The sequence below is a fragment of the Ignavigranum ruoffiae genome (genome assembly GCF_900110675.1).
Classification (GTDB): domain Bacteria; phylum Bacillota; class Bacilli; order Lactobacillales; family Aerococcaceae; genus Ignavigranum; species Ignavigranum ruoffiae.
Genome location: NZ_FOEN01000007.1, coordinates 78632 through 102515 on the forward strand (window position 1 = coordinate 78632; position 23884 = coordinate 102515).

Annotated in this window: 25 protein-coding genes and 1 riboswitch; of the genes, 20 read left to right on the plus strand and 5 right to left on the minus strand. The window is 40.7% G+C overall.

Annotated features, from left to right (window positions below; translation table 11 throughout):
* Positions 1-33: 33 nt before the first annotated feature.
* The 7 genes from malX to BMX34_RS06730 all read left to right on the plus strand — a co-directional run bounded on the left by malX (position 34) and on the right by BMX34_RS06730 (position 7369).
* Positions 34-1614, plus strand: a complete 1581-nt coding sequence (gene malX / locus BMX34_RS06700) for a maltose/glucose-specific PTS transporter subunit IIBC (protein ID WP_092572052.1) — start codon at positions 34-36, stop codon at positions 1612-1614.
* On the plus strand, positions 1604-2785 hold the full coding sequence (locus BMX34_RS06705; RefSeq protein ID WP_092572054.1) for a MalY/PatB family protein: 1182 nt from the start codon (positions 1604-1606) through the stop codon (positions 2783-2785). Before malX ends, BMX34_RS06705 begins: the two co-directional genes overlap by 11 nt.
* Before the next feature lie 125 nt (positions 2786-2910).
* Positions 2911-4041: a radical SAM family heme chaperone HemW gene (gene hemW / locus BMX34_RS06710; protein ID WP_092572056.1), complete on the plus strand. Its 1131-nt coding sequence runs from the start codon at positions 2911-2913 to the stop codon at positions 4039-4041.
* 76 nt (positions 4042-4117) lie between these two features.
* Entirely contained in the window at positions 4118-4450 is a 333-nt protein-coding gene (locus tag BMX34_RS06715) for a hypothetical protein (protein ID WP_092572058.1), read from the plus strand.
* A gap of 269 nt (positions 4451-4719) precedes the next feature.
* A complete protein-coding gene (gene yghU, locus BMX34_RS06720) occupies positions 4720-5508 on the plus strand; it encodes a glutathione-dependent disulfide-bond oxidoreductase (protein WP_092572060.1) in 789 nt (262 codons plus the stop codon).
* 28 nt (positions 5509-5536) lie between these two features.
* The gene (locus tag BMX34_RS06725) at positions 5537-6217 is read left to right on the plus strand and encodes a metal-dependent hydrolase (RefSeq protein WP_092572062.1); all 681 of its coding nucleotides are present in this window, start codon (positions 5537-5539) and stop codon (positions 6215-6217) included.
* Between the two features lie 225 nt (positions 6218-6442).
* Positions 6443-7369 (plus strand): DUF4349 domain-containing protein, encoded by a 927-nt coding sequence (locus BMX34_RS06730; RefSeq protein ID WP_159428879.1) that lies wholly within the window; start codon positions 6443-6445, stop codon positions 7367-7369.
* Positions 7370-7607: 238 nt separating this feature from the next.
* Here BMX34_RS06730 and BMX34_RS06735 read toward each other — a convergent pair whose 3' ends face one another.
* Together BMX34_RS06735 and BMX34_RS06740 are read right to left on the minus strand one after the other, a co-directional pair.
* Positions 7608-7994, minus strand: a complete 387-nt coding sequence (locus tag BMX34_RS06735) for a type II toxin-antitoxin system HicB family antitoxin (protein WP_092572066.1) — start codon at positions 7992-7994, stop codon at positions 7608-7610.
* Between the two features lie 49 nt (positions 7995-8043).
* Positions 8044-8226, minus strand: a complete 183-nt coding sequence (locus BMX34_RS06740) for a type II toxin-antitoxin system HicA family toxin (protein WP_092572068.1) — start codon at positions 8224-8226, stop codon at positions 8044-8046.
* A 247-nt stretch (positions 8227-8473) separates the two neighbouring features.
* Between BMX34_RS06740 and BMX34_RS06745 the strand changes: the two genes are divergently transcribed.
* From BMX34_RS06745 to BMX34_RS06755, 3 genes are all read left to right on the plus strand, one after another.
* Complete coding sequence (locus BMX34_RS06745) at positions 8474-9301, plus strand: exodeoxyribonuclease III (protein ID WP_092572069.1); 828 nt, start codon at positions 8474-8476, stop codon at positions 9299-9301.
* A gap of 104 nt (positions 9302-9405) precedes the next feature.
* A complete protein-coding gene (locus BMX34_RS06750; RefSeq protein ID WP_159428880.1) occupies positions 9406-9936 on the plus strand; it encodes a DUF1836 domain-containing protein in 531 nt (176 codons plus the stop codon).
* Positions 9929-10789, plus strand: coding sequence for a DegV family protein (locus BMX34_RS06755; RefSeq protein ID WP_092572073.1), 861 nt, complete (start codon positions 9929-9931; stop codon positions 10787-10789). The genes BMX34_RS06750 and BMX34_RS06755 overlap by 8 nt, the downstream gene beginning before the upstream one ends.
* A gap of 378 nt (positions 10790-11167) precedes the next feature.
* On the opposite strand, the gene BMX34_RS06760 is transcribed toward BMX34_RS06755, so the two are convergent.
* Entirely contained in the window at positions 11168-11875 is a 708-nt protein-coding gene (locus tag BMX34_RS06760; RefSeq protein WP_092572075.1) for a DNA alkylation repair protein, read from the minus strand.
* 130 nt (positions 11876-12005) lie between these two features.
* Between BMX34_RS06760 and BMX34_RS06765 the strand changes: the two genes are divergently transcribed.
* From BMX34_RS06765 to ribH, 6 genes are all read left to right on the plus strand, one after another.
* A complete protein-coding gene (locus tag BMX34_RS06765) occupies positions 12006-13025 on the plus strand; it encodes a serine hydrolase (RefSeq protein WP_159428881.1) in 1020 nt (339 codons plus the stop codon).
* Positions 13026-13106: 81 nt separating this feature from the next.
* Positions 13107-13742: an HD domain-containing protein gene (locus tag BMX34_RS06770; RefSeq protein ID WP_159428882.1), complete on the plus strand. Its 636-nt coding sequence runs from the start codon at positions 13107-13109 to the stop codon at positions 13740-13742.
* A gap of 128 nt (positions 13743-13870) precedes the next feature.
* Positions 13871-13985, plus strand: a riboswitch (FMN riboswitch).
* 107 nt (positions 13986-14092) lie between these two features.
* On the plus strand, positions 14093-15187 hold the full coding sequence (gene ribD / locus BMX34_RS06775; RefSeq protein WP_234971693.1) for a bifunctional diaminohydroxyphosphoribosylaminopyrimidine deaminase/5-amino-6-(5-phosphoribosylamino)uracil reductase RibD: 1095 nt from the start codon (positions 14093-14095) through the stop codon (positions 15185-15187).
* Entirely contained in the window at positions 15187-15834 is a 648-nt protein-coding gene (locus BMX34_RS06780) for a riboflavin synthase (protein WP_092572081.1), read from the plus strand. Before ribD ends, BMX34_RS06780 begins: the two co-directional genes overlap by 1 nt.
* Positions 15835-15847: 13 nt before the next feature.
* Entirely contained in the window at positions 15848-17056 is a 1209-nt protein-coding gene (locus tag BMX34_RS06785) for a bifunctional 3,4-dihydroxy-2-butanone-4-phosphate synthase/GTP cyclohydrolase II (RefSeq protein WP_092572083.1), read from the plus strand.
* Positions 17057-17071: 15 nt separating this feature from the next.
* Positions 17072-17542 (plus strand): 6,7-dimethyl-8-ribityllumazine synthase, encoded by a 471-nt coding sequence (ribH, locus tag BMX34_RS06790; RefSeq protein WP_092572085.1) that lies wholly within the window; start codon positions 17072-17074, stop codon positions 17540-17542.
* A gap of 274 nt (positions 17543-17816) precedes the next feature.
* On the opposite strand, the gene BMX34_RS06795 is transcribed toward ribH, so the two are convergent.
* On the minus strand, positions 17817-18374 hold the full coding sequence (locus tag BMX34_RS06795; RefSeq protein WP_092572087.1) for a chromate transporter: 558 nt from the start codon (positions 18372-18374) through the stop codon (positions 17817-17819).
* 1 nt (position 18375) lies between these two features.
* Positions 18376-18942 carry a chromate transporter gene (locus tag BMX34_RS06800; protein WP_092572089.1) on the minus strand — a complete coding sequence of 189 codons (567 nt, stop codon included), beginning with the start codon at positions 18940-18942 and terminating at the stop codon, positions 18376-18378.
* Between the two features lie 330 nt (positions 18943-19272).
* Between BMX34_RS06800 and BMX34_RS06805 the strand changes: the two genes are divergently transcribed.
* The 4 genes from BMX34_RS06805 to BMX34_RS06815 all read left to right on the plus strand — a co-directional run bounded on the left by BMX34_RS06805 (position 19273) and on the right by BMX34_RS06815 (position 23558).
* Entirely contained in the window at positions 19273-20712 is a 1440-nt protein-coding gene (locus tag BMX34_RS06805) for a carbon starvation CstA family protein (RefSeq protein ID WP_092572091.1), read from the plus strand.
* Positions 20712-20873 carry a hypothetical protein gene (locus BMX34_RS09745; protein WP_159428883.1) on the plus strand — a complete coding sequence of 54 codons (162 nt, stop codon included), beginning with the start codon at positions 20712-20714 and terminating at the stop codon, positions 20871-20873. The genes BMX34_RS06805 and BMX34_RS09745 overlap by 1 nt, the downstream gene beginning before the upstream one ends.
* A gap of 266 nt (positions 20874-21139) precedes the next feature.
* Positions 21140-22795 carry an ABC transporter substrate-binding protein/permease gene (locus BMX34_RS06810; protein ID WP_092572093.1) on the plus strand — a complete coding sequence of 552 codons (1656 nt, stop codon included), beginning with the start codon at positions 21140-21142 and terminating at the stop codon, positions 22793-22795.
* Positions 22788-23558, plus strand: coding sequence for an amino acid ABC transporter ATP-binding protein (locus tag BMX34_RS06815; RefSeq protein ID WP_092572095.1), 771 nt, complete (start codon positions 22788-22790; stop codon positions 23556-23558). The genes BMX34_RS06810 and BMX34_RS06815 overlap by 8 nt, the downstream gene beginning before the upstream one ends.
* Positions 23559-23884: the final 326 nt, after the last annotated feature.

Here is a 23884-nt window from a genome sequence, read left to right on the forward strand (position 1 = left end):
TTCAGTATAATGAGTCAAAAAGGAGTTGATTCAATGAAGAAGAAATCATCAATGATGGAATTCTTTCAAGGCTTAGGCCGAACATTCATGTTGCCGGTAGCCCTTTTAGCCTTTATGGGCTTGTTATTAGGAATAGGAAGTTCATTTACGAGTCCAGCCGTGCTGGATAAATTACCATTTCTAGCGCATCCTATTCTGCAGTTAATTTTTGCCTTCATGTCGACCATTGGGAGCTTTGCCTTTACATATCTACCCGTGATGTTCGCGATGGCGATTCCGCTCGGTTTAGTTCGCAAGGAAAAAGGGGTAGCTGCCTTTTCCGGATTCGTCGGTTACACCGTGATGCATTTAGCGATTAATTTCGTCTTAAATGCTCGAGGAATGCTGGCTGAAGCAGATCAAATGCGGACTGCAGGTCAAGGGATGGTCTTTGGCATTCAAACGCTAGAGATGGGAGTCCTCGGCGGAATTATTGCTGGGCTAATTGTTTATAAGTTACACAATAAATATTTTGACATTCAATTACATGATAGTTTCTCTTTCTTCTCTGGTGTCCGTTTTGTACCTATTATTAGTTCCTTGTTGATGGGCTTAGTCGGCTTGGGCTTACCCTTTATCTGGCCTTACTTTGCCATGTTTATTGCTCTAATTGGTAAAGCCATTCAAAGTTCTGGGGTCTTTGGACCTTTCTTATTTGGTTCTGGGGAACGCCTTTTACTGCCTTTTGGTTTACATCACATCTTGGTTGCTCTGATTCGCTTTACCGAAGCCGGAGGATCCATGTTGGTCGATGGTCACCAGACTGCTGGAGCTTTAAATATCTTCTATGAAGAATTGAGTAAAGGCTTAGCGATTTCACCCCAAGCCACAGCTTTCTTGTCACAAGGTAAGATGCCGACATTTATTTTCGGTCTCCCTGCGGCCGCATTAGCCATGTATCATACAGCATCGGCTGACCGTCGAGCTTCCATTAAAGGTTTGCTAATTTCTGGCGTCGTAGCTACCGCTGTGACTGGAATTACCGAACCGATCGAATTCTTATTCCTATTTGTGAGTCCTTTATTGTGGGTCTTCCATGTTATTATGACTGGACTCGGCTTCATGGCAATGGCCTTACTTGGTGTGACCATTGGTAATACGGATGGCGGTATTCTAGACTTTATTATCTTTGGAATTCTACAAGGTAATCAGACTAAGTGGTATCTGGTCTTAGTGGTTGGATTAATCTGGTTTGCGATTTATTATTTCGTCTTCAAGACGGTTATTCTTAAGAAGAACTTACCCACACCAGGAAGAGCGAAATTAGCTAGCGAAACAGAATATAGTCGGGAAGAGTTGAAGAGCAAAGGGCAATCAGACTATGATATTCCAGCAATCTTGGCTGCTTTAGGTGGGAAAGATAATCTATTATCATTGGATAATTGTGTAACCCGTCTTCGTTTAGTGCTGGCTGACGGCGACCAAGTTCAAGATGAGAGATTAAAAGAACTCGGTGCCCTAGGGGTCGTTCACTTAGATAAAGAGAATGTTCAAGTCATTATCGGAACGAAGGTCACTTCGGTCCGCAATCAATTGGAAGATTATATGATGAGTGGGGATACTCATGAACTTTGATCAAGTCATCAATCGAAAGGGAACCTATTGTACTCAATGGGATTATGTTTATGATCGATTTGGTAAAGCTGACTTGCTGCCTTTCACGATTTCAGATACTGATTTTCCTTTGCCTGAATCTACCATTCAGCTTTTGAAGAAACGACTGGACCATGGTATCTTAGGGTACACCCGCTGGAATCATCCAGATTTTAAAGAAAGTGTTGTGTCTTGGTTTAAGCAACGCTTCGATTCAACCATTGATTCAGACTGGGTGGTATATAGCCCCAGTGTGATGTATTCAGTGTCCTTATTAATTCGTTTATTAAGTCAAGAAGGCCAAGGAGTGATTGTTCAAACACCTGCTTATGATGCCTTTTATAAGACGATTCGAACCAACCAACGTCAAGTTGTTGAGAACCCACTCTGCTATCACGAGGGACGCTATTCTATAAACTGTGATCATTTGGAGTCCTTAATGCAAGATTCACAAAATCGGATCTTGTTACTCTGTTCGCCCCATAATCCGACCGGTCGGGTATGGCAGCGGGAAGAATTACAGAAGATCGTTAATTTGTGTCAGCAATATCAAGTTTTTATTATTAGCGATGAGATACATATGGATATTGTCCGTCAGGGCACACAACACCATCCGATTCTAGATTTCAAGCAAACAGGGGTTGCCTTACTTAGTTCCGGTTCCAAGACCTTTAACTTTGCTGGTTTATTGTTCTCATATCTAATGATCCCTGATCAGGACTTACGAGACCAATTCTTAAGTTTGCTTAAAGGAGCAGATGGGCTTAGCTCACCGAGTAATCTAGGCATGTTAGCGACCATGGATACTTATCAGCACGCCGGAGATTTGGTAGATGAGCTAAATCAGTATATTGAACAGAACGAACAAAGAACCATCGAATTTATTGAACAATATTGTCCTAAATTATCGGTAGTTCCGGCTGAAGCCACTTATTTATTATGGATTGATATGAGTCAATTGCCTAGCTCGATGAAGGATTTTCAGAACTTACTGGTTAATCAAGCTAAGGTGGCGATTATGGATGGCTCAGTTTATGGTGGCAACGGAGCTGATTTTCTCCGCTTAAACATAGGTTGTCCGTGGTCCAAACTACAAGCAGGGTTGAATGGCTTGCGACTGGCCTATGAAATTGTTGAGCAGCAGAAACCCTAATTTCCTCAATAAACGGTTTGAATCGAACGGATTCAAATCGTTTTTTTGTTAAGATTTAGTCTAGAGGCTGTTATTCATCGATAGATTCTTTATAATAAACTTAAGAAAACAAGAAGAGGGTTTATATGAAAGAAACAATGGGACTCTATGTCCATATTCCATTTTGTCAGAAGAAGTGTCATTATTGTGATTTCCTTACTTTTGCCCGACAAGAAGGGATGATTAAGAAGTATGTCGATTATTTAATTAAAGAAATGGCTTTATATGCCAAAGAAGATTACTTATTAGATAGTATTTATTTTGGTGGTGGCACCCCGTCCTATCTGGCTGCTGAAGAGATGGATCGAATTATGCAGGCAATTTACGCCTATTTTGACGTAAGTGAAGACTGTGAAATTTCAATAGAAATGAATCCAGAATCGGTCACGGCGGAACGCCTTGAAGTCTATCTTAAGCACGGCTTTAACCGTTATACGATGGGGGTCCAATCGTTTGATGATGCGGTATTGACTTTGATGGGTCGCCTACATGATGGTCAAACCGTTCGCGACCGAGTGGATTTATTACGCAAGATGGGTGTCAAGAATTTAGGCATTGATTTAATGTTTGCCAATCCGAAACAAAATATGGCGATTCTCAAATCTGACTTGAAACAAGGCTTGTCATTAAATCCGGACCATATTTCTTATTATTCCTTGATGATAAAAGAAGGGACTCCCTTTGCTCGTTGGGTTCAGACGCGGCAAATTCAATTAATCGAAGATGAAGCAGAACGCGATATGTATCATTACATACAGTCTGAGCTAGCTAAAGCGGGCTACCAGCAATATGAGATTTCTAACTTTGCCCGACCTGGTGCAGAAAGTCGTCATAATCAAAAATATTGGACACTAGCGAATTATATTGGTCTAGGCTTAGGGGCCCATTCGAATATTGATTTGGTTCGTTACAGTAATTGCCGGCAATTTGATCATTATTTTGCCAAAATTGACCAAGGTCAGAAACCGATTGCTTATCAAGAACAGTTGTCACTCGAAGATCGCGAAAAGGAATACATCATGTTGAACCTGCGTTTAATAAAAGGCTTTGCCATTACCGAACTTAATCAGAAATTCAACATCAATTTCGAAGAAAAATATAGAACAGCTATCGACAAACACCTTAAACTCGGAACGGTATCAATCAAAGATGGGCAATTCACTTTTACCAAATTTGGTTTGGATGTCGGCAACCAATTTTATCTAGATATATTATAAAAGATTAAAATTACGGCTGAGGACTGAGGTATTTCAGACAAAATCTGGTATCTTTAATTTATAAGGAGTGATGACAATGGAACAGCTTCGTAATAAATTAACGACTATGCCACAGAAATTCTGGATTTATAATTACGCCATGTCGCTTGTTTACTTTCTGTTAGATAATCATTGGGCTGCATTGCCGCTTATCTTATTTCCAGTAGCAGTTATTTTAATTTCAAGTCTAGCCAAGACATATCGGATTGATCCCCACTATCAGACTTTGATTGGGTTTTATCCTTTTGAGAAAGGGAATCTCTTGAGTTTTGGCCTGGCCTTATTACTTAATTTCATCATTTGGCAGGTTTCTCACTGGTTAGTATTGATTGCTTTGTTTCTACTTTATACGCAAGATAGAAATCATTAATTGTACAGACTACCTCAGAACGTTGGCGATTGGTTTAAGGCTGTTGGAGTGTCAATATTAGGCGATTGGAGTAATTCAATCGCCTTTTTTGGTCTGTACTTGAGACCCGGGTTGCTAGGTAATTACTAGACCAGAATAATTATAGAATTGGCGGTCTTTCACTGATCTGGCTTTGCTTCTTGAAGCTATCTAAACCATCGACGGCCTTATTTTTATCTTTCTTTGTAATCAATGATATAATGTTGTTAAGTAAGAGAAGGAGGGATTAGATGGAAGCATACAAAGTTCCTAAAGTTTGGCAATGGGAAGACGAGAATTCTAAGCGTTCTGGTAATCGACCGACAGCAGGTAAGCGATTTGAGCAAAGCTTGCCCCAAGGCGACCATGACTATCAAGTTTATTCACTCGGCACACCCAATGGGATTAAGGTAACGATTATGCTAGAAGAATTAAAAGCGCTAGGTTTTTCGGTAGATTATGACTTGTTCTTAATTAATATCCAAGAAGGCGATCAGTTTGGTTCTGACTTTGTTGAATTGAATCCGAACTCCAAGATTCCTGCCTTGTTAGATACGTCAGCAGACCCAGCGATACGTGTATTTGAATCCGGATCAATTCTACTATATTTAGCTGATAAGTATCAGGCCTTGATTCCTCAAGATTGGGCAGGCCGCACTGAATGTTTGAATTGGGTCTTTTGGCAAGTAGGGGCGGGACCTTTTATTGGTGGAGGATTCGGTCATTTCTTTACCTATGCTCCGACCAAACAGAAATATCCGATTGATCGATATGCTATGGAAACCAAACGTCTGCTAAGTGTGCTTGAGGGTGTACTGGCTCATCAACCATATTTATGTGGCGATGATTATACTATTTCCGATATTATTAATTGGTCTTGGTTTGGTCGCTTAGCTTTGGATAAGATCTATCCAGGCTCGTATGAATTCTTATCATTAACAGATTATCCTAACGTTAAGGCTTGGGCCGAACGGATTAATCAGCGCCCTGCCGTCCAAGCTGGATTAGCCGTAGAATATCAGTCCATTGATGCAGAATAATTTCAGCTAAGCAGAAAGGAGCCTTACCATGAAAGTTTCATATCATAATCATTCAGTAGTTCAAGTCTTCCCCAATTCTGGCCACCGACTTATTATTGATCCCTTTATTGAAGGGAATGAAGGAACCGATCTTGAGGTTGAGCAAGTTAAAGTCGATTATATTCTTTTAACCCATGCACATAGTGATCATTTTGGGGATACAGTCGCGATTGCTAAAGCCAACCAAGCCCTAGTGATTTGTAATGTAGAGCTGGCGGGATACTTAGCGAGTCAAGGCGTTCAATGTCATGGTATGCAACCAGGCGGTAGTCATCGTTTTGATTTCGGTCGAGTAACCTTCACCCAGGCGATCCATGGTTCCTCGTTAGAAATCGATGGCTTACCTGTTACTTTGGGCTTAGCTGCTGGTATAATTATCGAAGCTGATGATCAGGTCCTTTATCACTTGGGTGATACTGCTCTATTCTCTGATTTGAAATTGTATGGCGACCTATTTGATATTGACTTAGCGCTGATTCCAATCGGCGATAATTTCACGATGGGTCCGCGCGATGCGCTTTTAGCAGCTCAGTGGCTCAAAGCTAAACATGTCATGCCGGTTCATTACAATACCTTCCCACTCATTAAACAAGATCCCCAGGCTTTTGTCGCCAGTTTACCTGATGGCCAAGGTTTGTTAACCGATATTGGCGAAGTCATCGAACTATAAGATGAGTAAGGATAGCGATTTAGACCAGTCTGCCTAAGTTTTGTTATCAAATACCAAACCCACAAGACGTCGTATTAAATCAGCGAGTTCTTGTGGGATTTTTTGTTTTACGATAGCCAAACGAGAAACACGCTCAACCATGCATACGAATTCAAAGAAGAGACGTCATATTATTTCTAATGTTTAATCAGACTCAGTATAATGAGTACAAAAGGAGGAAATCTCATGAAATTAAAGAAGATTGTTTTGTTCCTGTTTTGTGCCTTATTTCTCTGGGGTTGTGACAATGCGACTAATCTATTTCCAAATACGACACCGACACGAACGGATTATGTTGAGAAATCTGAATCAGGATATAGCAGTCAACAACAGGTATCTTATAGTGGGTCGGCAACGATTGAAAGTAAAGCCTATCAGAAAGATTACGAACGTTTCCTACAATCCGTAGAAGCTGTTAAGGGCAAAGTTACCTCTCAGAGCTCGACTCAGTATTCTGATGAAATGAGTCGAAGTGTCTTAAATCAAACTTCTATTACCGTGGATGTCCCTCAAGAACAATTACAAGAATTTATTCAAACGATTAAGAAAGATTACAAGGTGGCCAACTTTTCCTTGTCTAGCCAGGATCAGACCGACACAATTAATCAAGATCAAGAAAGGCTAGAAGAAGTAAAGGCGGAGATTGCTGATTTAGAGAAGAAATTAGCGGAAGAGAATCTGCCTTCAGCCGAAAAAATTGCTTATCAAGATAATTTACGTGAATTAAAAGCCGAACAACGAAATCTGGAAGCTAGTCTGAATCAGACCCAAGACTCGGTGAAATATTCTACTTTAGATATTAGTTTGAAAGAAGTAAAACGTTACTATAACGAGAAACCTAGTGTGGCTGATTATTTCGTCCAAGCTTTCTCCGGATTCTTCACTTTCGCCATTCCTTTGTTTGCTTGGTCATTAATCAGTCTATTCTTTGTGATTCCTTATTTATTCGTCGCTGTCTTTACCTATGTCTTTGCCCGTAAAATGGTCAACAAGTTCGTTCACAAAGGACATGCACCGACTAAAGTCTATATCAAAGAGATTCCTTCAATTCAAGCAGACAAAAATGCGGACACCCGTGACGAAACAATAGATAGTGTAATCGATCGGAAGTAACACTAGTTGGTCAATAGAGTTTGCAGAGAAAAATTGGATTCAAAGGACTCCTTTAAATAAAAAATGAAGCACAATTTCCGAATTTTGAGAGCAATAGCCGCCAAGATTCGGTTTTTTTATCGCTAATCAGTGGCTTAAAACTAGAAAAAAGTATCGCGAGTCAAGATTTTTCCAATCTAATAATGATATTGAACGAATTGATTGCTCAAAGTGTATAAGCATAAAAAAACTAGCCGTTTTACACGCCTAGTTTTTCTTTTAATGCTTCAGTTAATGTTTGGGAGAAATTAATGTTATAGCTTACTGCGATATCGTTTAAATATTTGGGAATCGTAAGTGTTTTCTTAATTAATTTAGCTTCATGTTTTTCTCGGGCTAATTTTAAATCAACTTGGATAGGAATCAGGAGCTCATCAGGTTCAATTTTAAGCGATTCAGGTTCTGAGGCTTGGGGGATTTTATCATGTTCATTCTCGGCAACTAATAACCAACCTTCAAGTAAGTCCTTGGCCATGGCTAATGCGTCAGTCATATCATTACCAAAGGTATAGGCACCTGCTAAATCAGGAAAATGGACATTATATTGATTATTTTCTTTTGTGAAAACAGCATAGTACAGATACATTTAATCACTCCTAAATATCATTAAGAAAATATGGCTAAAGTTTAATGAGTTATTTGAGTCCAGCTTGTTTAAAAATGCTATTCAGGGTTTTAATAGGGAAATCCCTAAGTGGAGGAGAAACGGTTACTTTAACCTTTTTAATAAGATGGTTGAAATGTTTATGACTACCAACAGATCCGACAAGATACCCACCATCTTCTTTTAAATATTTAATAATTTCTTTCGAATCCACTACAATCTCCTTTATAAATTTTTATTATGATATTTATAAAACTAATCAATCCACTCAAGCGTTTGTCAGAGGCTGTTTTTTTAGAGACTGATTGTGTCGGTTTAAGAGTATTAGATAGACTTTCTAGCTTGATTTTATTCCTTTATCCATCATCTTTAATTTAATCTCTAATCAAGTCTCTGTTCTATATTGTTCTAAACGTCTATGCTATAATTTAAATGATAAGCATTAAATAAGGAGAGTAGTTATGAGATTAATTTCATGGAATATTGATTCATTAAATGCAGCCTTAACTTCAGATTCAGCGCGCGCTATTCTATCACGAGAAGTGCTCAGCACGATTAAGGAATTGGATCCAGATATAATTGCCTTGCAAGAAACAAAGTTATCGATTAAAGGTCCGACTAAGAAACATTTAGAAGTTCTTGTCTCTTACTTCCCCGACTATGACCTTTGTTGGACTTCTTCTGAAGAACCCGCCCGCAAGAGTTATGCTGGGACCATGTTCTTATACAAAAAGGCTTACCAACCTCAAGTAAGTTTCCCTAAAATTGGGGGACCTGAACCAATGGATAGCGAAGGACGAATTATTACTTTAGAATTCGATGATTGTTTCATTACCCAGGTTTATACACCAAACGCGGGTGATCAACTGCGTCGACTGGCTCATCGTCAAGTTTGGGATCAGAAGTATGCTGATTACCTCAGTCAATTAGATCAAATCAAACCTGTCTTAGCTACAGGAGATTATAATGTTGCTCATAAAGAAATCGACTTAGCCCATCCCGAATCTAATCATATGCATGCAGGCTTTACAGACGAAGAACGCGCAGGTTTTACTGCGTTATTGAATCGCGGATTTACAGATACATTCCGTCACCTACATGGTGATGTCGAAGGGCAGTATACCTGGTGGGCGCAACGAGTGAAGACCAGTAAGATTAATAACTCAGGCTGGAGAATTGATTATTGGTTAGTCTCAAACCGGATTGCCGATAAAGTTCTTACTTCAACCATGATTGACTCCGGAAGTCGTCAAGACCATACGCCAATCATGATGGAAATCGAATTATAAAAATCGAATGTCCACAGTTCTCCATCTTTGTCCTCAAAAATATTGACTTTTCTTTTATAAATCGCTAACATATGGTTATCTTGACTAGATACGGAGGATTAATCATGTTAGATAGCGAAGCCATCTTGAAATTTCGTTGTCCACGCTGGGATGATTTACCTGCAGAATCCCTGTTTAATCGTGAAGTGGTCGAATATTTATCAAAGACACTTTCCGTATTATTCGCGGAAGATGATTTTATAACGCAGACGATCATTCAAAATTACAGCAAACGTGGCATTATTCCTAAATTAGCTGGTAGGAAATATGAACGAGAACATATCGCTTATCTGATTATCATATTAATTTATAAACAGATTTTGAGTATCGATCGGGTCAAGCAAGGTGTTGATTTACAATTGGCTTTAATGCCACCAGCACAAGCCTATAATGTTTTCGCTTTGGCTTTGGATCAAGCTATTCAGCGAACTTTCAAACCTGTTTTCGATCAAGATAGATATACCATTGCTGCTCAACCAATTGAATTAAATAGTGAAGGTGTTCAGGTCATTGCCAATGCCTTTGCCTTAAAATTATTAGGAACGATTATTATCCAAGCAGAAGGATATAGAAAAGTAGGGGGAAAAGATGAATAAACTCGTCGTTGTTACGGATACCGCATCCGATTTAACCTTTGAAATCGCTGAAAAATATAATATTGCTTTGATTCCTTATCAATTACAAATGGGTGACAATCACTATAATGACCAAGTCGATATTAGTGCTGAAGAATTCTATGCCACGATGGAGAATTATGATGTCCTGTCTACTGGGATTCCTTCAATCCAGACCGTAATTAATAAATTAGAAGAATTACAAAAGGAAGGCTATACTCAAGCCCTTTTGGTTTGTTCATCGGATCGGATTACCGGTATGGAGCAACTTTATCAAGTCGTTAAAGATGAATATAGTGATATGGATTTATATATCGTCAATAGTGGCCAAATTGCTTCTAGTACGGGACTTTTGGCGATCTATGCTGCGCAATTAGTTCAACAAGGACAAACCATTGATGAAGTCTTGTCCGAATTAGACCGCGTAGGTCAACATATTAATATCTTTGCTGTCTTTAGAACCCTGACCTATATTATTAAGGGAGGCCGTCTGAATAAATATAAGGGGGCCATTGGGAATCTGTTAAATATCAATCCGATTCTATCTGAGGTCAATCGTGAAGTAAGTATTATCAAGAAAGTCCGAGGTACCAAACGGAGCTTGCAAGCTCTGATTGACCAAGCTAAAGAGGAATTAGGTCAATCTAAGGAATATATGATTGCAATTTTCCATGCCAATAACCCTGAAGAAGTAGAAGAAGTCAAGAAACAAATGGCTGATGAAATCAGCAAAGCCAAATTATTCTTGGTAAGTAACTTAACTCCAGTCTTGGGTAGCCATTCAGGACCTAAAGCGATTGGTATATCAACAATCCGGATTGATGGGATTCAATAAACTTAACTGAATATACAATATTGCCCCCATTTTTATTTAGGATCTTACTTGTCGAGACTGTTCCGACAATCCTAATTACAGAAATGGGGGTTAAATAACGTTTTATAAGAAATTAAATTAGAAATACATGTATCCACTTGCTATATCGTTTTTCGCATGAATTATCTGCCGTAATGAAATAATAAAACCATTGGCACTGCTAAGATCCTTGAATATCCACCTAGCTTACATGGCCATAGCGAATATAAGCTTCGGCAATGTCTATTGAATTGAATCTGGAGAAGTCCTGACTTGTAGGACAATCTCTTGCCAGTATCATAGTTCGAATAATTTTTTTGTTTTTTAATGACAGTTTATCAAGCTAAGACCATTAATGACTTAACAACGCACGTATTTGCGTTTAAATCCAATCCGATCTTTCTCGACCTGCTTTTGAATTTGTTCGTAGGCCGAGAGTTTTTTTATTTTCTGTTGTGGATTCATGATTTCCACGCTACCAATTTGCTCAGCAATCTTTAGTGCTTCTTGATGAAGGGGGCGATAGGAAATGCCAACCGTTTGGATAAAATTAACTAAACTAGCCTTAACCACGTCGGGAGCATCAGCCATTTCAGCTTGCGCCTGCTTTAATAGCTTATTCATCTTTTGTTGATCGAATTGCTCATCTGGCCAGCGTCCTAGGGACCAACAATAAGTAGACCAACCTGCTGATCGATCCAAAGGACGACTTGATTGAATCCATTGATCGGCCAAGGTTTGATTAAGCGAAGATTCAGTTAAGGTAACCGCCACTACGAAATCCGAGATCATGTAGAAATAAGCCTGATCCAGCCAGCGATTAAAGTCCGCTTCGGTCATGGCTAAGGGGTCGGCAATCACTCCAGCGAAATACATGGCATCATAATTCCCACTAGCATAAAGTTCTTCTGCTAAATCCTGATCTTGTTTAATTTGCCGGCTTAAGGGTTTCATCGCCCCCGTATTCACCCCAAATAAAGGTTCGCGAGCCCCGTTCTTTAGATAAATCTTCTTGGTTCGTTCTTTACCCAAGCTTTCCAATTCTTTCATCACTGTTTGATAATCCATTGGACTTTGCTCCTTTTTGCTAAACTATAGCATAATTTCTGGCTGAAGTATTTAGACATGCTTTATGAATTGTATTTTCATTCCATTAGGGTACAATATGACTAAGTTTATTTGGAAGGGTGAAAATGTTGTGTCGAAGATCCAGAAAATGATCCTGGCCTTAACCCTGGTTCTTATCATATTGGCTTCTAGTCTAGTATTGGGACTGACTAAGCAAACTCGCCGCCAGGAGCTGGCAACCCGTCAGGCTATAGAGGAATCAATCCAAGAATCTGTTCAAGCGATTAAAGAGGCTGAACAAAAAGAATTAGCTAAATTTGATTACCCGTCTGACATTTACGACAAAGAATTACTGAAAAAGAATCAACTTCAAGTCTTAGCGACTGATCAATTCTCCAGTGTGGATCAAGTCATTGAGAAAGTCTTAACCGATTATCATATAGATACGAATGCCGTTTCGATAGTTTATCAAGATTATGTGACTGGAGAAGCTTATCGCTTAAATGCAGACCAATATCGGATTGCTGCGTCGACTATCAAACCGATCTATGCCATGCTATTCTTGGATCTAGTTGATCGTGGGGTATATCAATTGGATACTGAATTTCCCTATTCAGCATCCTACCATGCTGATGGTGCAGGCTCGATTACTAACGGTCAACCCCAAGCTTCATATAGCTTGAAAGACTTAATGGCTGAAATGATTATCTATTCAGATAATACAGCAACCAATATGTTATATTCGATTTATAATGGTCAAGTACAACCGATTCTTCAAGCTGTGGCCCAACGAATGAATCTGCAAGATTTACCTGGAGATTTCTATGTCGATAATTATATTACGGCGGAGGCCCTCTCACAGGCTTTGACAGCGATCAGTCAAGAGACAAAATATGAATACTTGTTGACACTCATGAAAGAAGAGAAAGAACGGCAATTATTTACTAGCTATGTCAAACAAGGAATGGCCAATAAATTTGGTCGAATTAATCAATATGTACATGATGCCGGAATTTATTATGAGAACGACCAAGCACAATACAGCCTAGTTGTTATGACGGAAAACTTAATCGATGCTGATCAAGTCCTTGCAGAACTTAATTTGCGAGTCAATGAATGGCACCGGAGTCAAGTTCAGTCACAAGAATGACGGATTGATTTTACTTCAATCATTCCTCTATAAATACATTGATTAGCAATCTATATTTACTTAAGAAAGGAGGCGGTTCACTTGAATTTGAATCTTCAACAATATATCGAACAAGAGATTATTCCTCAATACCAAGCCTTTGATCCGGCCCATCAATCCGAACATGTCTATCAGGTCATCGAGAACAGTTTGGCTTTAGCCGAATCGATACCCGTGAATCAGAATCTAGTCTATACGGTAGCAGCTTACCATGACCTCGGCTTAAGTAAGGGACGGGTAGGACATGAGACCGCCTCCAAATTGATTGTTTATCAGGATCGAAACTTAAATCAATTTTTTAGCCAATCAGAGATTCAGCTTATCGGTGAAGCTGTTGAAGATCACAGAGCGTCGATTGAATACGAGCCACGATCAATATACGGTAAGATTGTCTCCGATGCAGATCGAGATATTGAGATTCATCGCTTAATACAACGTACTTTAAGTTTTATTCATCACTATTATAGCCAGGCAGATTATTACTATTGCCGCCAAGATACTTATTCATACCTATTACGAAAATATGGTCCCCAGGCTTCGCTGAGGTTATGGCTAGATTTGCCAGCAACCCGACAACGACTAAGGAATTTGCAGGCTCAATTGCTTAATCAACACGTCTTCAAACAGATTTTCGACCCGATTTATGAGGAGATAGTCGGGCCTGTTCCTAAAGATTAGCCAAGAATAGAAATTCTAGCTATTGAATAGATCATTTCCTGGGAAATTTTAAAGAAAATGTCTTATGCGAAGCTATTGACAAGGCTTACATTATTTCCTATACTTAGATTAAATAAATATTAAAAAACTAATATCTTCAGGGCAGGGTGAAATTCCTGACCGGTGGTTATAGCCCACGAGCCGTAAGGCAGATTCGGTGTGAGTCCGAAGCCGACAGTAAAGTCTGGATGAAAGAAGATAGATAAAATGAACTGTAAGAGAACCGCTCAAGGTTTTTTTATGCTATGTTTATGTAAGCTTTTATCTACATGTCCTGTTTTCAGGGCATGTTTTTTTTATTGGGGGAAATTATGATGAATGATGATCTTAAATATATGAAGCTTGCGATGGATTTGGCGGCAAAAGGGAAAGGATGGGTCAATCCCAATCCCATGGTCGGGGCAGTCATCGTTAAGAATCAAGCTATTATTGGACAAGGCTATCACCAGCAGTTCGGCGGTCTTCATGCTGAGCGAGAGTCCCTAGCCAATTGTCAAGAAGATCCATCTGGCGCCACTATCTACGTCACTTTAGAGCCGTGTTGTCATTGGGGCAAGACCCCACCCTGCACGGAGGCACTCATTGAAGCAGGAATCCAGCGAGTGGTAGTAGCTTGCTTAGATCCCAATCCCTTGGTGGCTGGCAAAGGGGTTGAAAGACTCCAAGCAGCCGGTATCTCAGTGGATGTAGGAATTTTGGCTGATCAAGTCAGTGATCAACTTCGCTATTTCTTCCATTATATCCGTACCGGACGGCCTTATGTAATCTGCAAATATGCCATGACTTTAGATGGCAAGATTGCCAGTCGAACAGGAGATTCTCAATGGATAACCGGACCCCTAGCTCGAGAACAGGTCCACCGACAACGTCATGAATTTATGGCGATTATGGTCGGTATCAATACAGTTCTGCAAGACGATCCATTACTAACTTGTCGGCTGGCTGGTGATTATCGCCAACCAGTTAGAATCATTTGTGATCGTCAACTTCGCCTTCCGCTGGATTCACAGCTCGTGCATTCAGCCAGTCAAGTTCCTACATTAGTCGCTACGTCTAGTCAGAATCAAAGCAAAATTCAACAACTACAAGCCAAGCAAGTTGAAGTGATCCAAGTCAACGAGAATGAATCCGGTATAGATTTATCTGCATTACTATCCATGCTCGGTGAACGAGGAATCGATAGTCTCTATGTTGAAGGCGGGGCGCAAATCCATGGTTCACTCGTTGATTTAGGCTTAGTCAATGAGTTTCAGATTTATCTTGGCAATCAAGTCCTAGGGGGAGTTCAAAGTCCAAGCCCGATTGCCGGACAAGGCTTTGCTAAGATGAATCAGGCACTGACAACAAACTTAAAGGAAGTCCAACAATTAGGTAAAGATATGTTTTTGCGAATGGAGGTTGAATAATGTTTACCGGAATTATTGAAGAAGTTGGTCGGTTAAAGGAAATTCAGAGCAAAGATCGAGGGAAGCGAATAGAAATCTTGGCCCATGAGATTTTGACTGATGTGGAGTTGGGTGATTCGATAGCGGTCAATGGGATTTGTCTAACGGTTAGTCAATTAGCTCATCAGAGTTTTACAGCGGATGTGATGCAAGAAACCTTGGATCGAACTGCTTTGGCTAAATTAACGTCAGGAGACCGGGTCAATTTAGAAAGAGCGATGGCAGCTAACGGTCGTTTCGGCGGGCATATCGTATCGGGGCATATTGATGGGGTTGGGACCATTCAACGGATTCGTCCAGATGGTATGGCCCAGCGCTATACGATTAGAGCCAACCCGAGTATCCTCAAATATGTCATCGAGAAAGGATCGATTGCGATTGATGGGATTAGTTTAACAGTAACTGAAGTGACGGCGCAGACCTTCTCGGTATCAATTATTCCTCATACTCAGGAACAGACAAATTTATCCGATCGGGCTGTGGGTGATCCAGTCAATTTAGAAGTAGATATTGTAGGAAAATATATCGAGAAATTCATTAATCAAGACAAAACAGGTCCAACCAAAATGAATCAAGATTTTCTTCAAATACATGGTTTTATGGGATAGAAAGGGGATTACCATGGCGATTGAACAAGTGGAACAAGTGATAAAAGATTTACAAGCAGGGCAAATTATTCTGGTCACGGATGACGAAGATCGGGAGAATGAAGGAGATCTAATTTGTGCGGCTGAGTTTGCTACTACTGAGAATGTTAACTTTATGGCGACCCATGCCAAGGGATTAATTTGTATGCCGATGACTAAGGAGATTGCTGAGCGCTTAAATTTTCCCCAGATGGTCACTCACAACACTGATCATCATGAAACAGCCTTTACAGTTTCGGTTGATTATTGGCAGACCAGTACGGGAATTTCCGCTGAAGAAAGAGGTTTAACTGCACGAATGGTGGTGGATGAAGCCAGTACAGCTCGTGACTTCCGTCGGCCTGGTCATATGTTTCCTTTAGTGGCTAAACCAATGGGAGTCTTAGAACGAAATGGTCATACCGAAGCCACCGTTGATTTCTTGCGTTTAGCGGGATTGAAAGAATGTGGACTCTGCTGCGAAATCATGGCCGATGACGGTCGGATGATGCGCTATCCGCAACTCAAGGCGTTTGCGCAAGAGCATCAAATAACCATGGTTACCATTAAAGATTTACAAAAGTACCGCAAAATTTATGATGAGCTATTAGAATGTAGCTCGATCAGTGCCATGCCGACTAAATATGGAGACTTTGTAGCCCATTGCTTTGTCAATCGAGTGAATCAAGACCATCATGTGGCCTTAGTCAAAGGAGATATTTCTAGTGGTGAAGATGTACTGTGTCGGGTTCATTCTGAATGTTTGACCGGCGATGCATTTGGCTCCTTGCGCTGTGATTGTGGTCAGCAATTAGCTGCAGCCATGCAGGCGATTAACCAAGAAGGACGTGGCATCTTGCTTTATATGCGCCAGGAAGGTCGGGGAATTGGTTTGGTCAATAAGCTACAGGCCTATGCCTTACAAGATCAGGGGCTTGATACTTTACAGGCTAACCACGCCTTGGGCTTTGCGGGAGATTTAAGAGATTATTATGCGGGGGCTCAGATCTTACGGGCTCTGGGAGTTAAGACCTTGCGCTTACTGACCAATAATCCTGATAAGGTCTATCAATTGGAAGCATTTGGCCTCAAGATTACTGAACGCTTACCGATTATTATGCCGGTTACCCCTTTTGATCAGAATTATTTACGCACCAAGCAAGTCAAGATGGGTCACCTGTTGAATATCGCTGAAGGACAATAAGAAAGGAAGAATAGAATGACTGTATATGAAGGAAGTTTAGTGGGGCAGCAACTTAAAGTGGCGATTGTCGTTGCTCGATTCAATGCCTTTATCAATGAGCGATTACTCGCTGGAGCCCTGGATGCTCTGAAACGCTCTGAAGTAGCCGAAGAAGCCATTGATATTTGTTGGGTGCCTGGGGCTTTTGAAATTCCATTATTAGCGGCCCAATTAGCCCAACAAGATAAATATGATGCCATTATCTGTCTGGGAACCGTCATCCGCGGGGCAACCAGTCATTATGAATATGTCTGTGCCGAGGTTTCTAAGGGCTGTGCGCAAGTTTCTATGCAGTATCAAATTCCGGTCCTCTTTGGCGTGTTGACAACCGAATCGATTGAACAAGCGATTGAACGCGCAGGCACTAAGGCTGGTAATAAGGGCTTTGAATGTGGTCAAGCTGCCGTTGAGATGGCTAACCTGATGAGACAAGTCCAACAAAATTAAAAGAAAAACCAAAAGACTGGCTAGCTCACGAAGCAAAGCAATACAAAATGATTGTCTATTTATTTAAAATTATAGGGTTGAGGGAAGATGAATACTTCCTACAACCCTATTTTTTACATTATATTTTGGAATCATGTATCTTGCAAAGGCAATTAGCTTCGTTCGTAGGTAAGATTTTTGTTTGACACTTATCGTGCAACGAAACAAGGAATCTCGCTGACTCAATCAAATTTTTGCGGTGAATTATTTTTTCAATTTATTCTAGCTCCAATCTTTATTGATAAATAAAGGCGCCGAGAATTCCCGTGGCAATGATGATCAGAATCGGGTTGATTTTTATTTTTCGTTGGATGAATAGAGCAGCTAGGAAGATAACGACGGCGATCCAGTTGATATCCTGAATATTACTGCTGACACCCGCTTCGCCCCAGAAAGCCAGGACGACAATGGCCGAGCCAGCGGTGGCGATTAAAGAGACGACTGCAGGTCGCAGTCCCGAGAGTACCCCTTGCATTAAGCGTAAGTCCTTGTAGCGGAAGTAGAACCAGGCTAGAGCTGAAATAATAATACAAGAGGGGGCGATACAACCCAGCGTAGCCACGATGGCTCCTGTTGGACCAGCGAGCCGGGTGCCGACAAAAGTAGAAGCGTTAATCGCAATTGGACCTGGGGTCATCTCAGCCATGGTTAATAAATCGGAGAATTCGGCGATCGTCAGCCAACCATGACCTTCGACAATGGCCGATTGAATTAGCGGTAACGCCGCCATGCCCCCGCCAAAGCTTAAGAGACCAATTTGGAAGAAGGCGATAAATAAATCAATCAATAACATCTTATACTCCTCCTTCTTGGAAATGAAGCAGCGTTCGTAGAGCGCCTAAAAGACCACATACTAGAATAATATAGACTACATTAATATCAAAGACAAAGGTCGCCAGGAAAGCGCCAACCATAATCGCTATCGAGAGCAAGGATTTCTCTTTGAGGACATTCTGTCCCATATTCAAGACAATATTAATGATAATAGCAGCGACCCCTGCTTGCATCCCTTTGAGGACGGCTTGAACGAGTGGATTGTCACGGAAAACTTGATAGAAATATGATACCACTGACATGATGATTAAGGGTGGTAGAATAGTTCCCAGTAAAGTTACAATTGCTCCAGCCAGTCCGGCAATTTTGTACCCTAAGATAATCGATGTATTCACGACAATCGGCCCGGGTGCGGACTGAGCAATGGCCACCATATTCAGCATTTCCTTCTCTTCAAGCCAGCCCAAATCTTCGACGAATTTTTCCTTCATTAAGGGAACGATGACATAACCACCACCAAAGGTAAAGGAACTAAGCATAAAGGTCGAGCTGAATAATTTCATCAGTACTTTTCGTTTATCTTCCATTAAGAACCTCCTCGAATCAATGAACTGAATCTTTAGCTATCATTATAGCGGTCTACAGCCAATAAATAAAATGTTCTAGTAACTTCACAAAAATCAAGCCTTAGAAGTTGTTATAGTATAAAAAAATTTAGAAATTAATAATAAGTAAATTTGGCTCTAAGTGCTTAAATGCGTCCTATTGAAACAGCGATATAAATTGTTTATGAGAAATAAATGAGTAGATTTCACCATTAATTCATGATAAAGTAGGTCTAATTAACAAATGATGCGACATATTATTAGAATAGGTTGATTCAAATTTGTTAAATTAATTTATAAAGGAGAGCCATGATGATAACTTTTATTTTATCTTGTATTGCGTTAGCTGTGGGTTATTTTGTGTATGGCAAATTTGCTGATCGAGTCTTTGGAACGGATCCTAATCGGGAAACGCCAGCAGTTTCAAATTATGATGGAGTCGACTATGTTCCCTTGCCTTTATGGAAATCATTCTTAATTCAATTCTTAAACATTGCCGGAACCGGTCCAATCTTTGGTGCGATTGCTGGGGCTATGTGGGGACCTTGGGCCTTTGTCTGGATTGTCTTTGGTTGTATCTTCGCCGGAGCGGTTCACGATATAATGATCGGTATGATGTCGGTTCGCTCCAATGGGGCTTCTGTCTCCGAATTAGTTGGTGAGAACTTGGGTGAAACAGCACGTTGGGTGATGGTTGTCTTTTCGATAGTCTTATTACTCTTGGTTGGTGTTGTCTTTGTTTCTTCACCGGCTGACTTATTGGCCAATCTGACTCAATGGAATCGTTGGTGGTGGGTTGCAGCTATTTTAATTTATTATATTGTGGCGACGATTTTACCAATCGATGCGATTATCGCTAAAATTTATCCAATTTTCGGAATTTCCTTAGTTTTAATGGCAGTGGGTATTGTCGGTGGAATGATCTTTAATGGAAGTTTCGCTGAAATTCCTGAGTTTGCTTTTACCAACCCTCATGTTGATGGGGTATCTGTCTTTCCTTATGTATGTATTTCGATTGCCTGTGGCGCTATTTCTGGTTTCCATGCAACTCAGTCGCCACTAATGGCACGGACAATTAAGTCTGAAGCTGAAGGTCGACGTGTCTTCTATGGTGCAATGATCACCGAGGGCTATGTCGCTTTGATCTGGGCGGCAGCAGCGATGACGTTCTTCGGTGGTTTAGAAGGTTTAGCGGCTGAAGGTGGTAAGGCTGCAGTCATTGTGAATAAGATTTCGCAAGGTTTAATGGGCCGTACTGGGATGGTCTTAGCCATCTTGGGTGTGGTTGCTTGTCCAATCACTTCGGGCGATACAGCGTTCCGTTCTATTCGACTGATTATTGCGGATACCTTCAAAATACCACAAAAAGCAATCCGTCAACGTTATATGATTGCTTTACCATTATTTGTTATTGCGGTTGCTTTGCTTTTTATTGATTTCAATATTATTTGGCGCTATTTCTCTTGGTCTAACCAAACCTTAGCTGCGATTGCTTTGTGGGCAGCAGCAGCTTACCTGAAGAAACATGGTCGACAATATTGGGTAGCCATGGTGCCTGCAATGTTCATGACTGTCGTTGTGACTTCCTACATTATTATTGCGCCGGAAGGATTTGGGGCCGTTTGGGGAGCCAATACTCAACTTGCTGAAATGGTTGGACTGATTGCTGGTATAGTTGTCATGGTCATTTGTAGCCTTGCTTTCATGCGGACTGACTTTAAGAAGGAGGGCTTACCATCGCAGATATCATAATGCCGATCATTGTTATTGGTCTCGTCATTGGCTTAACAATCTTTGTTCAAGACAATCGGAAGAAACATGGGGTAGAATTTGGCCGGTCATGTTCGGCCCGCCCCTTGGATTCAGATTTAAGTAAGAAGCATCAAGAGAGCAGATCAGATTCTTCTAAATAAGTCTGGCAAAATTTCATTTACCGCTTGGAAAAGTTCAATCTTTTCTTGGCGGTATTTTTATGGAAGATTTATAAAATAGAGTTCGCTCAAGCTCCCGGCTAAAAGATCGTCTAATCAATCAAAAAATTTTATTCATTGAATATTTTAAAGAAAATATTAATCAAGGCCGTCATGTAAGCCTTTTACTTGACTTGGAGGTCTTGAAATCGGTCAGCAATCCAGGTATATTGAAGTCTACAACAAAATCAAAGACAAGGAGGAAACGAATGAAACGTCGTTGGCTAAGAAAAATTCAACTGATTGTGACTTGTATATTCGGTTTGGGACTGGCTTATCAACCGATAGCTGGGCTAGCTCAAACAGAAGATTCACAATCAAAGACTCAAGTAGAAATAAATGAGGGCTTGGAAGCCAAGGGAATCCTCCGTGTCGGTATGGAAGCGAATTATGCTCCTTTTAATTGGTCCCAGCCATCTGATTTGAATGGTGCAGTTGCTGTTTCAAATTCACCCGGTGAATATGCGAATGGATATGATGTACAAGTCGCTAGAAGGCTTGCCGACCAACTCGGCTTAGAACTAGAAATTGTTAAATTAGAATGGGATGGTTTACCACCGGCCCTGACTTCAGGTAAAGTCGATGCCATCATTGCCGGGATGTCGGCTACTCCCGAGCGTAAGAAAGAAATTGATTTCACTGAAAATTATTATGACAGTCAAATGGTTCTCGTCGTACGCAAAGATAGTTCCTACGCTACGGCCAAAAGTTTAGCCGATTTTAAAGGGGCGAAAATAACCGGACAATTAAATACCTTTCACTATGACTTAATTCCCCAAATTCCTCAAGTCCAACAACAAACGGCGATGGATTCCTTTCCGACCATGATTTCATCGGTCTTATCTGGCAAATCCGATGCCTATGTTTCTGAAGAACCCGGAGCCATGGCTGCTGTTGCTGCCAACTCCAAGTTAACTTATGTTAAATTTGCCGATCAGCAAGGATTTGCCTTAACCGATTATGATACAGGCATCGCGATTGGCTTAAGGAAAGGCAGTCCATTGACCCAGCCTTTTAACCAAATTTTGGCGGAATTTGCCAATGAAGATCGTGACGAGTTAATGAAAGACATGGTTCAACTTAACCTTCGTCAAGAGGATCCAAGCTTTTGGGGTGAAGTAGTCTCTCTATGGGATAGCTATGGTAATCAATTCCTAAAAGGAGCTGCCAACACCATGCTGATTGCTTTGGTATCGACCATTGTGGGCTCACTGATTGGTCTGGTAGTGGCGGTGATTCGTTCAATGCGCAGTCAATTTAAGAAAGGGCGTCCGGCCTATTACTTGTATCGAGTGATTGATTTTCTTCTAGTCGCCTATATCGAAATTTTCCGGGGGACCCCAATGATGGTTCAAGCCATGTTGATATTCTATGGTTTGAAGCTCTTTTTCAATATTGATTTGTCTTCGATGACTGCAGCTTTCTTGATTGTATCGATTAACACCGGTGCTTACTTATCTGAAGTCATTCGCGGGGGTATTCATGGTGTGGATAAGGGCCAATATGAAGGTGCCAAAGCGATTGGTATGACCCATACCCAAACCATGCGCTATGTGGTTTTACCACAAGCGATTCAATCGATTCTACCCACTTTGGGAAATGAATTTGTGATTAATATTAAGGATACCTCAGTGCTGAATGTAATTGCAGTGACCGAATTATTCTTCGTAACGCGATCTGCAGCTGGTTCAACTTACTTAACTTTCCAGGCCTTTTTAATTACTTCTATTATTTATTTTGTATTAACCTTTGTAACCACACGAGTATTAAACTTAATTGAGAAAAGTCTGTCTGGGACCGACTCCTATACTGTCAAGCAGTCGTCTTCGACAACAGCCGTGAGAGGGGTGAAGACCAATGACTAATCAACCAGCAAGTATCCTCGAAGTGTCCCATCTGTCTAAACAGTTTGGCGACCATGTGGTATTGAAAGATATCGATTTCTCAGTGAATAAAGGCGAAGTCATTTCGATTATTGGCTCTTCTGGCTCGGGAAAATCTACCCTCCTACGTTGCTTGAATCTTCTGGAAGAACCTTCAGGGGGCGATATTCTCTATCAAGGGACTTCGATCTTAGGCGCAAATTATAAGCAAAATCATTTCCGTGCCGAAGTCGGGATGGTATTCCAACAATTTAATCTCTTTAAGAATATGAATGTTTTGAAGAATTGTACCTTGGGACAAATTAAAATATTAGGTCGCTCTAAAGAAGAAGCAGAACAAATTGCCTTAGCCAATCTTGAAAAAGTAGGCATGGCTCCTTATGTTGATGCTCGGCCTAACCAATTATCTGGTGGCCAACAACAACGGGTGGCTATTGCCCGTGCCTTATCGATGAATCCTGAAGTTTTACTCTTTGACGAACCGACCTCGGCCCTAGATCCGGAGATGGTCGGCGAGGTCTTAGATACCATGACTCAGCTGGCTCATGAAGGGCTGACCATGATTGTAGTCACTCATGAAATGGACTTTGCCCGCGATGTTTCGACCCGAGTTATCTATATGGATCAGGGAGTGATCGTCGAAGACGGGCCGGCGGTTCAGGTGATTAATCATCCTCAACACAAACGGACTCAAACTTTTTTGGCACGTTACCATGGCGATCAAGCCCGTAAGGAACAAGACTAAATAGTTTTGTTCTAAATATCTTGTTGGTCAAACTTTGTTGCTAATAGTGATTTCCCCCTGTATTTGGATCAGAGATCTGCCAAAGTTTTGACAAGAGACGACAGCAATAACCATTTAATTTGGGTCAATTTAACAAAGATTTCAAGAAAGATTTTCCACTAGACAGGCTCAGCAGTTTTCTGCTCGGACAACTGTCTAGTGGATTTTTTGCGAGGAGAATAATTTGTTGGCTAATTTTTGTCAAAGAACTGATGATCAAGAAATCGACAGCTTAAAAGAATAATATAATAAGAAGAGAGTCATCCTTTTTGGGATATTTTTTGTTA

Excerpts from the sequence above, each read along its gene's own strand:
- malX (WP_092572052.1), top strand. The coding sequence starts at position 34 with ATGAAGAAGAAATCATCAATGATGGAATTCTTTCAAGGCTTAGGCCGA.
- BMX34_RS06705 (WP_092572054.1), top strand. The coding sequence starts at position 1,604 with ATGAACTTTGATCAAGTCATCAATCGAAAGGGAACCTATTGTACTCAA.
- hemW (WP_092572056.1), top strand. The coding sequence starts at position 2,911 with ATGAAAGAAACAATGGGACTCTATGTCCATATTCCATTTTGTCAGAAG.
- BMX34_RS06715 (WP_092572058.1), top strand. The coding sequence starts at position 4,118 with ATGGAACAGCTTCGTAATAAATTAACGACTATGCCACAGAAATTCTGG.
- yghU (WP_092572060.1), top strand. The coding sequence starts at position 4,720 with ATGGAAGCATACAAAGTTCCTAAAGTTTGGCAATGGGAAGACGAGAAT.
- BMX34_RS06725 (WP_092572062.1), top strand. The coding sequence starts at position 5,537 with ATGAAAGTTTCATATCATAATCATTCAGTAGTTCAAGTCTTCCCCAAT.
- BMX34_RS06730 (WP_159428879.1), top strand. The coding sequence starts at position 6,443 with ATGAAATTAAAGAAGATTGTTTTGTTCCTGTTTTGTGCCTTATTTCTC.
- BMX34_RS06735 (WP_092572066.1), bottom strand. The coding sequence starts at position 7,994 with ATGTATCTGTACTATGCTGTTTTCACAAAAGAAAATAATCAATATAAT.
- BMX34_RS06745 (WP_092572069.1), top strand. The coding sequence starts at position 8,474 with ATGAGATTAATTTCATGGAATATTGATTCATTAAATGCAGCCTTAACT.
- BMX34_RS06750 (WP_159428880.1), top strand. The coding sequence starts at position 9,406 with ATGTTAGATAGCGAAGCCATCTTGAAATTTCGTTGTCCACGCTGGGAT.
- BMX34_RS06755 (WP_092572073.1), top strand. The coding sequence starts at position 9,929 with ATGAATAAACTCGTCGTTGTTACGGATACCGCATCCGATTTAACCTTT.
- BMX34_RS06760 (WP_092572075.1), bottom strand. The coding sequence starts at position 11,875 with ATGGATTATCAAACAGTGATGAAAGAATTGGAAAGCTTGGGTAAAGAA.
- ribD (WP_234971693.1), top strand. The coding sequence starts at position 14,093 with ATGATGAATGATGATCTTAAATATATGAAGCTTGCGATGGATTTGGCG.
- BMX34_RS06780 (WP_092572081.1), top strand. The coding sequence starts at position 15,187 with ATGTTTACCGGAATTATTGAAGAAGTTGGTCGGTTAAAGGAAATTCAG.
- BMX34_RS06785 (WP_092572083.1), top strand. The coding sequence starts at position 15,848 with ATGGCGATTGAACAAGTGGAACAAGTGATAAAAGATTTACAAGCAGGG.
- ribH (WP_092572085.1), top strand. The coding sequence starts at position 17,072 with ATGACTGTATATGAAGGAAGTTTAGTGGGGCAGCAACTTAAAGTGGCG.
- BMX34_RS06795 (WP_092572087.1), bottom strand. The coding sequence starts at position 18,374 with ATGTTATTGATTGATTTATTTATCGCCTTCTTCCAAATTGGTCTCTTA.
- BMX34_RS06800 (WP_092572089.1), bottom strand. The coding sequence starts at position 18,942 with ATGGAAGATAAACGAAAAGTACTGATGAAATTATTCAGCTCGACCTTT.
- BMX34_RS06805 (WP_092572091.1), top strand. The coding sequence starts at position 19,273 with ATGATAACTTTTATTTTATCTTGTATTGCGTTAGCTGTGGGTTATTTT.
- BMX34_RS09745 (WP_159428883.1), top strand. The coding sequence starts at position 20,712 with ATGCCGATCATTGTTATTGGTCTCGTCATTGGCTTAACAATCTTTGTT.
- BMX34_RS06810 (WP_092572093.1), top strand. The coding sequence starts at position 21,140 with ATGAAACGTCGTTGGCTAAGAAAAATTCAACTGATTGTGACTTGTATA.
- BMX34_RS06815 (WP_092572095.1), top strand. The coding sequence starts at position 22,788 with ATGACTAATCAACCAGCAAGTATCCTCGAAGTGTCCCATCTGTCTAAA.